The 11969-nt window shown below is 71.7% G+C and carries 8 protein-coding genes; 3 read left to right on the top strand and 5 right to left on the bottom strand.

From position 1 onward, the window contains the following. Nucleotides 1-39: 39 nt before the first annotated feature. The 3 genes from ACFQ6N_RS34820 to ACFQ6N_RS34810 all read right to left on the bottom strand — a co-directional run bounded on the left by ACFQ6N_RS34820 (nucleotide 40) and on the right by ACFQ6N_RS34810 (nucleotide 3348). Nucleotides 40-945: a sugar ABC transporter permease gene (locus ACFQ6N_RS34820; RefSeq protein WP_380657840.1), complete on the bottom strand. Its 906-nt coding sequence runs from the start codon at nucleotides 943-945 to the stop codon at nucleotides 40-42. Nucleotides 946-984: 39 nt separating this feature from the next. Next, complete coding sequence (locus ACFQ6N_RS34815) at nucleotides 985-1986, bottom strand: carbohydrate ABC transporter permease (protein ID WP_380657838.1); 1002 nt, start codon at nucleotides 1984-1986, stop codon at nucleotides 985-987. An 84-nt stretch (nucleotides 1987-2070) separates the two neighbouring features. After that, nucleotides 2071-3348, bottom strand: coding sequence for an extracellular solute-binding protein (locus tag ACFQ6N_RS34810; protein ID WP_380657836.1), 1278 nt, complete (start codon nucleotides 3346-3348; stop codon nucleotides 2071-2073). 375 nt (nucleotides 3349-3723) lie between these two features. Here ACFQ6N_RS34810 and ACFQ6N_RS34805 point away from each other — a divergent pair, with 375 nt between their 5' ends. Beyond that, entirely contained in the window at nucleotides 3724-4227 is a 504-nt protein-coding gene (locus ACFQ6N_RS34805; protein ID WP_380657834.1) for a GNAT family N-acetyltransferase, read from the top strand. Between the two features lie 84 nt (nucleotides 4228-4311). Here ACFQ6N_RS34805 and ACFQ6N_RS34800 read toward each other — a convergent pair whose 3' ends face one another. Beyond that, nucleotides 4312-5376 (bottom strand): aldose epimerase family protein, encoded by a 1065-nt coding sequence (locus ACFQ6N_RS34800; protein ID WP_380657832.1) that lies wholly within the window; start codon nucleotides 5374-5376, stop codon nucleotides 4312-4314. 155 nt (nucleotides 5377-5531) lie between these two features. Continuing rightward, on the bottom strand, nucleotides 5532-8543 hold the full coding sequence (locus ACFQ6N_RS34795; protein WP_380657830.1) for an ATP-binding protein: 3012 nt from the start codon (nucleotides 8541-8543) through the stop codon (nucleotides 5532-5534). 310 nt (nucleotides 8544-8853) lie between these two features. On the opposite strand from ACFQ6N_RS34795, the gene ACFQ6N_RS34790 reads away from it, so the two are divergent. Together ACFQ6N_RS34790 and ACFQ6N_RS34785 are read left to right on the top strand one after the other, a co-directional pair. Then, on the top strand, nucleotides 8854-9801 hold the full coding sequence (locus ACFQ6N_RS34790; RefSeq protein ID WP_380657829.1) for a terpene cyclase: 948 nt from the start codon (nucleotides 8854-8856) through the stop codon (nucleotides 9799-9801). Nucleotides 9802-10285: 484 nt separating this feature from the next. Beyond that, nucleotides 10286-11809: an aldehyde dehydrogenase family protein gene (locus ACFQ6N_RS34785; RefSeq protein ID WP_380657827.1), complete on the top strand. Its 1524-nt coding sequence runs from the start codon at nucleotides 10286-10288 to the stop codon at nucleotides 11807-11809. Nucleotides 11810-11969 lie beyond the last annotated feature (160 nt).

Raw genomic sequence — 11969 nt, 5'->3', positions numbered from 1 at the left:
AGCGGGGAGCCTTGCGCGCGGGGTGGTGGGCGCGAGGCATCACGACTTGGAGGCACCGGCGGTCAGGCCGGTGACCAGGTGGCGCTGCACCAGGTAGAAGAACGCCGCGGACGGGATGGCGATCAGCACGGCGGTCGCGGCCATCAGGTTCCACTGGGCGTCGTGCTCGCTGACGAAGGTCTGCAGGCCGACGGCCAGCGTGTACTTGTCGGAGCTGAGCATGAAGGTCGAGGCGAACGGCACCTCGGCCCAGTAGGTGAGGAAGGAGTAGAAGGCCGCGACCGCCAGGCCCGGGCGGGCGAGCGGCAGCACCAGCCGCCAGAAGGTGCCGAACGGGGACAGCCCGTCGACCCGGCCGGCCTCGTCGATCTCCACCGGGATGGTGTCGAAGTAGCCCTTCAGCAGCCAGGCGCAGTACGGCACGGTGGTCGTCGTGTAGACCAGGATCAGGCCGGTGTAGCTGTCCAGCAGGTCGAGTTCGGAGAGCATCGTGTACATCGGCACGATCAGCACCGCGATCGGGAACATCTGGGTGACCAGCAGCGACCACATCAGCGGCTTGTGCCCGGGGAACTTCATCCGGGAGACGGCGTAGCCGGTGGTGGCGGCGACCAGGACGCCGAAGACGGTGGTGATGCCGGAGACCAGCAGGGCGTTGCCGAACCAGGTGAAGAAGTCGGTGTCGGACAGCACGTGCTGGTAGTTCGACAGCGTCAGCTTGTCGAAGATCTGGCCGGGGTGGAGGTAGTCGGTCTTGTCCGGGCCGAGCGAGACGAAGAGGATCCACCCGACCGGGAACAGCGCGATCAGGCTCGCCACGATCAGGGTGCCGTGGGAGAGCGCCCGGACCAGCGGGCTGCTCTCGCCGCGCGGGCGGACCCTGGCCGGGCGGACGGCCTGGGCCGTGATCGCCGCCGGGGCGGGGCGTTCGGTGGTGGTGCTCATCGGGTTACCTGCCTTCGTGGGTCAACTGGGTCCGGGGCCTCAGCCGTTGGCCTGCTCGTTGCGGGCGAGCCAGCGCCGGTAGAAGGCGGTGAAGACGATCAGGATGGACAGCAGGATCACGCCGTACGCGGCGGACTGCGCGTAGTCCCGGGGGATCTGGCCGAAGCCGAGGCGGTAGGCCCAGGTGACCAGCAGCTGGGCGTCGGGCGCACCGGTGCCGAACAGCAGGAAGATGACGTTGAACTGGTTGAACGTCCAGATCACACCGAGCAGCACGACGGTGGAGGAGACGGTGCGCAGCCCGGGCAGGGTGACGAACCGGAAGCGCTGCCAGGGCGTGGCACCGTCCATCTCGGCGGCCTCGTACAGCTCGGCCGGGATCGACTGCAGGCCGCCGAGCAGCGAGATCATCATGAACGGGACCCCGGCCCAGGTGTTCACCAGGATCGCGGCCGCCTTCTGCGCCCAGGGGTCGGTGAGCCAGCCGGGCTCGGGCAGGTGCAGGGCGGAGAGGATCCCGTTGACGACGCCGCCGTCGGCGAGCATCAGGCGCCAGGAGAAGACGGTGACGAAGGTCGGCACGGCCCAGGGCAGGATGAGCAGCATCCGGTAGGCGGCGCGGCCGCGGAGCTTCTTGTTCAGCAGCAGGGCGAGGCCCAGGCCGAGGGTGTAGTGCAGGAAGACGCAGACGGCCGTCCAGGCGATGGTCCAGACGAAGTGCGACCAGAAGCGGTCGTACGAGCCGGGGCCCCACAGGATGTCGGCGTAGTTGTGGAAGCCGACGAAGTTGTAGCTGGCCGGGATCTCGTTGACGCCGATCTTGCGGGCGACGTTGAGGCTGTTGGCGTCGGTGAGGGTGAGCCAGATGCCCTGGACGAGCGGGTAGAGCACCAGCACACCGAGCACCAGGACGACCGGGGCGGCCATCGCGTAGGCGTACCAGTGCTTGGCGTAGGAGCGCTTGACGCGTTCCGGCAGGCTCGGACGCTGCTCTCGCTCCCGGCTGCCCTTGCCGGTGGCGCCCTGCACGGCGACTGACATCGTTTGCACCTTCTCGGGGGGATTCTCGGGGGAACCGACGGGCCCGGCCTGCCGGTCGGAAGGCCGGCAGGCCGGGCACGGGGACTACTTGGCGAAGCCCGGCAGGAGCTTGGCGTAGTCGGTGGAGACGGTGTTCAGCGCGTCCTGGGTGCCGGTGCCCTGGGTGACCTTGCCCAGGTTGGTGCCGAGCGAGGCGAACAGCGAGCTGTACTCGGGCAGTTCGGGGCGCGGCTTGGCGCTGCTCAGGATGCCCTGGAAGCCGGCGATGCCCGGGTCGGCCTTGACGTCGGCCGTGAAGGCGTCGGAGCGGGTGGGCAGGGTGGAGTTCTTCTGCGCGATGAACGCCTGGCTCTCGGCCGAGGTCATGAACGCGGCGAACTTCTCGGCGGCGGCCTTGTGGGCCTTGTCGGCGCCCGCGTAGACGGAGATGTTGTGGCCGCCGGTGGGGGCGCCGCCCTTGCCGGCCGAACCGCCGGGGACGGCCGCGATGCCGAGGTTGTTCTTGTCGGCGAAGGCCGAGCCCTTGTAGATGTTGGTGATCTCCCAGGGGCCCTGGACGATCGCCGCGACCTTGCCGCTGTTGAAGGCGTCCATCATGTGCGCGTAGGCGTCGGTGGTGACGTCGGCCTTGGCGGTGCCGGGCGAGGTGAACATCGTCTTGTAGGTCTCGACGGCCTTGACGGCCTCCGGCGAGGTGACGGTGATCTTCTTGCCGGCGGCGTCGACGGTGTCGGTGCCCTCGCCGAACAGGAACGGCATCGCGTAGTAGCCGTCGGCGGCCTTCAGCCAGAAGCCGTCCACGCCGGCCTTGTCCTTGACGGCGGCGGCGTCGGCCTTCAGCTCGTCCCAGGTCTTCGGCGCGTCGGTGATGCCCGCCTTGGCGAACAGCTCCTTGTTGTAGAGCAGGCCGAGGGTGTCGGTCACCAGCGGGACGCCGTACAGCTTGCCCTCGTACTTGGCCTGCTGGATCAGGCTCGGCTGGAAGGCCGAGGTGTCCGGGACGGCGGGGGTGCCGTCCAGCGGCTCCAGGTAGCCGGCCTTGGCGAAGGCGGCGGTCCAGCCGACCTCGGAGCGGAACACGTCCGGAGCACCCTTGGCGCCCATCGCGGTCTGGAGCTTGTTCTGCGCCTGGTCGAACGGCACGTTGACGAAGTCGACCTTGACGTTCGGGTTGGCGGCCTCGAACTTCTTGACGAGCTCCTGGTAGTTCGGCGCCTCGTTGGTGGCGTTCGACGTGTCCCAGTACGTGAGGGTGACCGGCCCGTCGGCCTTGCCGTCGGAGCTGGAGCCGCTGCTGCCACAGGCAGCCATCGAGACCGCGAGGGCCACAACGAGGGCAGAGGCCGCGATGCCACGCCGCATGAGAACTCCTTGGGAGGGTGGGGGTGCCCGAGATGTTCCGAGGCATGCGCATAATGGCTGCCTCGTGCCGACCGCACCGTTGCTGCCGTCGGGCTCGGGAGGAAGTTAACAGCGGTGAAAGATCGACGGAAAGTCCTTGCAGCAAGTTTCTGCAAGAAATGGGGATCGTTACATCCGCGTGTCCTGGACGTTGCCGCACGGTAGTTGACGGTTGCGTCGATTGCCCCGATCTGCCCGATTCGCCCCGCTGTCCCCCGGCGCTCCGCCGGTGCCCCCGCAACTCTCCGGCAGCGCTCCGACGGTGCAAGGACAGCGCTCCGGCGGCCGACCGGACCACCCTGCGTGGCCGAAAGCCGCCTGCCGCAGACTGGACGCATGCGCATCAGAACCGTCACCGAGGACGAACTTCCGCTGCTCAGCGAACTGGAGCGGGCCGCCGGCGCCCCCTTCGCCGCGATCGGCATGACCGAGATCGCCGACGACGAACCCCCGGCACCTGAGGAACTGGCCCACTACCTGGAGCGGGGCGTCGCCCTGGCCGCCGAGGCGCCCGACGGCACGATCGCCGCCTACCTGCTGGCCGAACCGGTGGACGGCGCACTGCACATCGAACAGGTCTCCGTGCACCCCGACCACGCCCGCCAGGGCCTCGGCCGGGCCCTGATCGAGCACCTCGCCGACACCGCCGACGCCCCGGCGCTCACCCTGACCACCTTCGCCGAGGTCCCCTGGAACGCCCCCTACTACGCGCGCTGCGGCTTCCGCCCGCTGGCCGACGACGAGGTCACCCCGGGCCTGCGCGCGATCCGGCGCCAGGAGGCCGAGCACGGCCTGGACCGCTGGCCCCGGCTCTGCATGCGCCGGGACCTCCGGACGTGACCCGTCCTCCGGGCGCGGCCGACCCGGGCGCCCGGACCGGCCCGGCCGACCGGCCGAACACGACCGGCCGGCTGACGTGACCGGCTAGGCGATGCCCAGCCGCAGCACGGTCGTCGAGCGGAACTCCTCCCCCGGCCGCAGCACCGTGCTGGGGAACGCCGGGTGGTGCGGGGAGTCCGGGAAGTGCTGGGTCTCCAGCGCGATCCCGGCGAACGGCCCGTACGGGACACCGCTCGCGCCCGTGACCGCGCCCTGGAACTTGTTCGCCGTGTAGACCTGGATGCCCGGCTCGGTGGTCAGCACCTCCAGGGTGCGGCCGCTGACCGGGTCCTCCAGCAGCGCCGCCCGCGCCGGGCCGCCGTCCGCCGGGCGGGCCCGCAGCACCCAGTTGTGGTCGTAGCCCCCGGGCCCGACCAGCTGCGGGTGCCGGTCGTGCACCGATTTTCCGATCGGCGTGGCCGCCGTGAAGTCGAACGGCGTGCCCGCCACCGGCTCGGTCCGACCGTACGGGATCTGCCGCTCGTCGGCCGGGGTGTACTCGTCGGCGTCCAGGGTGAGCAGGTGGCCGAGGACGTCGCCGCTGCCTTCACCCGCAAGGTTGATGTACGCGTGGTTGGTCAGGTTGACGACGGTCGGCTTGCCGGTGACCGCGCGGTACGCGATCACCAGTTCACCGGAGGCGTCCAGCGTGTAGTCGACGGAGACGTCCAGCGCTCCCGGGAAGCCCTGGTCCCCGTCCGGGCTGTGCAGCCGCAGCCGCACCCCGCCCTCGACCGGCTCGGCCGCCCACATCCGGTGCGCGAAGCCGTCCGGCCCGCCGTGGATGGTCATGCCGCCGCCGGTCGGGGCGAGCCGGTGCTCCTCGCCGTCGATGGTGACCGAGGAGCCGTCGATCCGGTTGGCGTACCGGCCCACCACCGTCCCGTAGTGCCGGGCCGGGCCGAGGATCTGGGCCAGTTCGTCGGTGGCGAGCAGCAGTTGCGCGGAGCGCCCGGCGCGGTCCGGCGCGGTCAGCGTGTGCAGGGTCGCGCCGAGGGTGAGCACGCTCGCCTCGTACGGTCCGGCCGTGAGCGTCCAGCGCTCGATCGCGGCGCCCGCGCCCGAGGGGTCGAGGGGTTCGTGCCGCACGCTGGTGGCCTCGCTCGCCATGGCCTGCTCCTCACTCTCGGCCGCCGCGCACCGCGGCCGCCCGGTTCCGGTCCGTCGGGGGTCGCCGCGGCAGCCCCCTGTCCGTCACCTTAGCGACGGCGGCGGGCGCCGGGGCCGGGCTCGCACGCCCGGCTCCGCTCCGCCCGGCCACTCCCCTACTCCTCGTCCTCCGCCCCGGCCGCCTCCCGCTGCTGGGGCGGCAGCCCGAGCGCCGAGGCCAGTCCGTCCGGCCCGCTGCCCGCCTTGCGGTAGACCGCCGCGAGCCGCCGGTTGACCAGGCCGATGTGCAGGCCCAGCTCGTCCGCGATCCGCTGCGGCGGCAGGCCCCGCACCGCCCGCCGGGCGACCTCCAGCTCCGGGCCGCTCAGCGTGTCGAGCGTGTCCCGGAAGTCGCGCAGCCCCAGCCGGTTGGGCCGCAGGCCGTAGTTGGCGAGCTCCCGCCGCGCCTGGTCGACGAGGCCTTCCGCCGAGCAGTGCTGGGCCAGCTCGATGCCCTGGTACAGGTACTCCTGGGCGTCCTCCAGCCGTCCGACCCGGCGCAGCGCGGCGCCGAGGTCGACCAGCGCGACGGCGTGCTCGTAGCCGGCCGGCGACTGACCGAGGTACGCCACGGCCTGCTCCAGCAGTTCGACCGCCTGCTGGCCGTCCTCGACCTGGGCCCGCAGCCGCAGGGCCGTCCCGATCGCCGAGGCGGTGCCGAAGTTCCGCGCGTCCTGGACGGCCTTCCGCGCGTACTCCCGGGCGCGCTCGGGCTCGTCGGCCGCGAGCGCGACACCGAGGTGGCCGGCCCAGGGCGCCCAGACGGTGTTGTGCCAGCCGCGGACCTCCAGTTGGGCGCCGGCCTCGGTGAGCGCGGCGGCCGCGCCCGCGTGCCGGTTCTTGGCGATCAGCAGCTTGCCGTACAGCGAGGCCGCGTCCGGGAGGACCATGGCCGTCGTGTGGTACGGCGGGTGGAAGCCGAAGGTGTTGGCCAGCTCCCAGGCCTCGTCGACCCGGCCGCGGGCGATCAGGGTGTCCACCAGCACGCCGACCGCGTCCCAGGCCAGCGGCAGCTTCTCGCCGATCCGCTCGGAGATGCGGAACGCCCGGCGCAGGAAGTCCTCGGCCTCGGCGAGCAGGCCGCGGCGGAACCGGGCGAGGCCCATCAGGAAGTAGGCGAAGCCCCGGTGGGCTCCGCTCCAACCGGCGATCTCGAACTGGATGATGGCGTCGGCGGCCAGCCGCTCGGCCTGGGCGACGCGGTCGTTGTAGATGTAGGTGAGTCCGAGCATCGAGGGCAGTTCGAAGCCCCAGGTGGTGTCGGTCCAGCCGAGGCCCCTGGGCAGTCGGCCGCCGTCGAGGACCTCATCGGCGAGCGCCAGAGCGTCGGCGGAGGGCTCGCCGCGCAGGGTGAGGTCCCAGGCCCGCATCGCGAGCACGGCGCGGTCGGCGGCCTCCCGGCTGGGCAGGCTGTCGCAGAGCGCGCCGAGCCTGGCGGAGCGGCCCGGGCCGTCCTCTTCCGACTTGCGGAAGGCGTGCCACATGAACGAGGCGGCCTGGAGGCGCTGTTGGCCGGCCGGATCGATGGTCTTCCCCGCCTCCTCCTGGCAGACCAGGGCGGCCTGGCGCAGCTCGCCGCTGTGCGCGAGCACCTCGGACAGTCGGAAGGTGGCGTCCACCCGCAGTTCGGGGCGCAGCGGCACCTCGTCGGGGTCGAGGGCGAGCTTGAGCTGGTTGACGGTGGCGACGGGGTCGGTCAGCAGGGCGGAACAGCCGAGTTCGTACAGCACCTCGGCCTTGATCTCGTCGGCGGGCGGCTCGTCGAGCGCGCGGTGCAGGCAGCGCTGGGCGGCCTCGGGGGCGCCGATCAGCTGGTGTTCGACGGCGGCGCGGCGCAGCTTCTTGACGATCCGGTCGTCGCCTTCGCCGGCGTGGGTCTCGACCAGGTGGCGGGAGGCGGCGAGCAGGCCGAGTCCGGCGTTCTCGATCTCGACGGCGGCGATGCCGTGCATGCCGAGGCGGGTGGCGTCCGGCATGGTGTTGTAGATCGAGCTGCCGATCAGCGGGTGGACGAACTCCAGGTTCCCGTTGGGGGCCTGGGTGAGCACGCGTTGCTTGCGCAGTTGCTTGATGGAGTCGCGGGCGCCCTCGGTGCTCTGGGTGGAGATCCGGGTGGCGAGGTCGATCCGGATGTCGGTGCCCAGCATGGCGCAGGCCCAGGCGAAGCGCAGGGTGGCGGCGCCGAGCCGGTCCAGCCAGCTCTTGAGGGTCATCCCGGTGGCGTCGACGGCGAGTTCGCGCAGCTGCCGGGAGTTCTCCTCGACCGGTTCGAGGTCCTGGTCGCGGACCTGGTCGAGCAGGGCGACGACCTCGAAGGGGTTGCCGTTGACGACGTTCCAGAACTCGTAGCAGAAGGCGTCCTCGGCCTTGTCGCCGAGTTCGGCCCGGATCATGTCGGTGACGGAGTTGAGGTTGAGCCGGTTGAGCTCATGCCTGCGGCCCTTGAGGCCGATGACGTCCCGGCGGAACTCCTGCGTCTCGGCGGGCCAGTCGCTCTCGTCCTCGCGGAAGGCGAAGACGAGCAGGACGGGAAGTTCACCCGATCGGACGGCGAACTTGGCGAGCCAGGAGAGGGATTCGGCGTCGGCCCAGTGCAGGTCGTCGACGATCATCACCATCGGCGCGCGGCGCGGTGCGAGCTGGGTGAGGACGTAGTCGAGGCCGTCGCGGACGCCCTGCGGGTCGAGGCGGCGGGCGCCGGCCTTGGGCTGCTTGAGGCCCATGGCCGGTCCGACGACCTCCTCCCAGGTGCCCATGACCTGGCGGAACACGTCCGGCTTGAGGTCGCTGAGCACGGGCTGGAGCAGCTGGCGCAGTACGTGGTACGGCTCCTTGAACTGCCGTTCGCCGCCTCGGGCGAACAGCACGGTGGCGCCGTCGCGCAGCTTGGCGGTCCGTCGGACCTCGTGCAGCAGGCTGGTCTTGCCGATGCCGGGGCGGCCGGAGAAGGCGAGCAGGTCGCCGATCTCGGTGCCGCCGGCGGCGAACTCGCGGCAGAGCCGGTCGACGGCGGCCTCCACCGAGCGAAGTTCGGCGTCCCGGTCGCGCAGCCGGACCCGGGGCGCGGAACCGTCCTCGTCCCGGCCGGAACCGGCACCCGCCCGAAGTACGTTCTCCTGCTCGGTCACCGTCGCGCCTCCGCCTCGCCCGATCACGTCACAGCTCGATCACTGCGTGGAGCCGAGGGTAGCGCTGCGTGGGCCGCACTGTGCGGCATTCGTGCAGGCTGGGACGGACGGTGAGGGTTCGGACGCCTTGCCAAGGGCAATTGCCCTATATCCCTAACGTCCGATCATTACATCAGATACCCTACGGCCCTCGAGGCGCAGATGATCTTGCGAACCCCACCCTCACCATCTCCGCCTCGATTCATCAACTCCCCCCACGATCAGTGCCCGAACCACAAGCGCCCCCACCCTCCGCTGCACCGGGAGTCCGATGTCTGACGACACCTCACTTCAGATCCCGTTCCCGCACCGCCGCAGTCCGCACGGCCCGCACGCCACCGCGCTGCACCGCGACTGGCTGGTCCGCCACCCCCTGCTGCCCGACGCCGACCACCCCGGCTACGCGCACTGGGAGGTGGTGGACCTCGCCGCGCTCGGCTACCCGGACGCCGGACCGGACGAACTCGCCCTGGCCGCCGACCTGATGGGCTTCTACTTCCTCTTCGACGACCAGTTCGACGGCCCGCTCGGCCGCCGCCCGTCGGAAGTGGCCCCCATCTGCGAACGGCTGATCGCCGTCCTGCACGGCGCCCGGCCCGACCAGGGCTCCGCGGTCGAGACGGCGTTCGCCGACCTGTGGAACCGCAGCGCGCGCGGCATGCCCGCCCGCTGGCAGGCCCGCGCGGCGTACAACTGGGAGTACTACCTGGCCAGTCACCCGGCCGAGGCGGCCGGCCGGATCTCCGCCCGGCCCCCGGACCGGGCCGGCTACCTGGAACTCAGACGGGGCACCGCGGCGATGGAGACCATCTTCGACATGGTCGAGCGCATCGGCCAGTTCGAGGTCCCCGCCGCCGTCCTGCACCACCCGGTGCTGCGTCAACTCCGCCAGCTGGCAGCCGACATACCGTCACTCAGCAACGACGTGCGGTCCTACCCGCTGGAGGCGCCGCGCGGTGACGTCAACAACCTCGTCATGATCGTCCAGCGGGAGCGCCGCTGCTCGGCCGAGGAGGCCTGCTCGGCGGTCATCGCCGAGGCCCAGCTGATGGTCGAGCGCTGCGCCGACCTGCACGGCCGACTGCCCGACGTCTACCGCGAGTTGGGCCTCTCCCGGATCGAACGCGCGATCGCCCAGCGGTACGCGGACGGACTGCTCACCTGGCTGGCGGGCTACCTCAGCTGGGAAGCCCGTACCGGCCGGTACCACGCGGTCTGACGCGCCCGCCGACACGGGCCGCCGACACTGGCCGCCGGCACGGACCGCCGGCGCCGGTCACGGAGGCCGCTCACAGGCACCGCTCACAGGCACCGGCCGCGGCGACCAGCCCCAGGAGCCGGCCCCCCGGAACGGTTGCACTCCAGCGGCGGACGGCGCCCGCGCGGACGCCCGCGCCAGGCGTGAAGGACGGCGCCCGCGGACACGAGCGCGCCCACCCGGACCACCGCACTCCGGGAGACCGCCACTCCCGGGAGAAACGGCCGGAACACGAACCCTCCGTACGAGCCGGGCGCACGGACCGTAGCCGCACCGCGCGCCCGGCGGCTATCGTGCTCGACGGCGGGCGCCCCGAGCGGGCGTCCGGCCCGTGTGCGTGTCCTTACCCTCCCGCCGGGCCGCCCCCGACCGGGGCAGTCCGGCGCGCCGCCTCCGGCCGCACCGGCGGGAGGCGGCGCCCGACGTCGCGAGGAGACACCAGAGCATGACGGTCTACCAGCCCCCCGGCACGCCCGGCAGCATCGTCGCCTACCGCTCCCGGTACGAGCACTGGATCGGCGGCGGATGGACGCCCCCGGTGCGCGGCGAGTACTTCGGCAACCCGACCCCGGTCACCGGCGAGGTGTTCACCGAGGTCGCCCGCGGCACCGCCGAGGACATCGAGGCTGCCCTGGACGCGGCCCACGCCGCCGCCCCCGCCTGGGGCCGCACCCCGGCCGCCGAGCGGGCCCAGGTGCTGCTGCGGGTCGCCGACCGGATGGAGGCCAACCTGGAGCAGTTGGCCGTCGCGGAGAGCTGGGAGAACGGCAAGCCGGTGCGCGAGACGCTGGCCGCCGACCTCCCCCTCGCCGTCGACCACCTGCGCTACTTCGCCGGTGCGCTGCGCGCCCAGGAGGGCAGCCTCTCCCAGCTGGACGAGGACACCGTGGCGTACCACTTCCACGAGCCGTTGGGCGTGGTCGGACAGATCATCCCGTGGAACTTCCCGATCCTGATGGCGATCTGGAAGCTCGCCCCGGCGCTCGCGGCCGGCAACGCGGTGGTGCTCAAGCCCGCCGAGCAGACCCCGGCCTCGGTGCTGCTGCTCGCCGAGCTGACCGCCGACCTGCTGCCGCCCGGTGTGCTCAACATCGTCACCGGATTCGGCGAGGAGGCCGGCGCACCGCTCTCCACGAGCCCCCGGATCCGCAAGCTCGCCTTCACCGGCGAGACCTCCACCGGCCGGCTGATCGCCCGCGCGGCGGCCGACAACCTGATCCCGGTCACCCTGGAGCTCGGCGGCAAGAGCCCCAACGTGTTCTTCGCGGACGTCGCCGCCGCCTCGGACGCCTTCTACGACAAGGCCGTCGAGGGCTTCGCGATGTTCGCCCTCAACCAGGGCGAGGTCTGCACCTGCCCCAGCCGCGCGCTGATCGACTCCGCGATCTACGAGCAGTTGCTCGCCGACGGCCTCCAGCGGGTGCGCGCCATGCGCCAGGGCGACCCGCTGGACACCGACACCCAGGTCGGTGCCCAGGCCAGCGCCGAACAGCTGAAGAAGATCCTCTCCTACTTCGAGATCGGCCAGGCCGAGGGCGCCAAGGTGCTGACCGGCGGCGAGCGCGCCGACCTCGGCGGCGCCCTGGCCGGCGGGTACTACGTGACGCCGACCGTCTTCGAGGGCGACAACTCGATGCGGGTCTTCCAGGAGGAGATCTTCGGCCCGGTCGTCTCGGTGACCCGCTTCGACGGCTTCGACCAGGGCGTCGCGCTCGCCAACGACACCCAGTACGGCCTCGGCGCGGGCGTGTGGACCCGCAGCCTCAACACCGCCCACCGGGCCGGACGCGCCATCCAGGCGGGCCGGGTCTGGACGAACTGCTACCACGCCTACCCGGCGCACGCCGCCTTCGGCGGCTACAAGAACTCCGGGATCGGGCGGGAGAACCACAAGGCGCTGCTGGAGCACTACCAGCAGACCAAGAACCTGCTGGTCAGCTACTCCCCCGACGCGGTCGGCTTCTTCTAGCCCGACCGTCCTACGGGCCGGCCCCGGGAGAACGTGGAGCGGGAGACCCGGAAACCGGGAACCCCGCCAACCCCCCACCCCCGGGGGGGCACCCCGGGGGTGGCCCGCCCCCCCAAAAAACCCGGTTTTTGATAAAATACCGTGGGGTTTAAACAAAAAC

This window comes from Kitasatospora sp. NPDC056446, from assembly GCF_042796115.1.
In the GTDB taxonomy this organism is placed as follows: domain Bacteria; phylum Actinomycetota; class Actinomycetes; order Streptomycetales; family Streptomycetaceae; genus Kitasatospora.
This window is presented reverse-complemented; position numbering and strand designations above follow the sequence as displayed.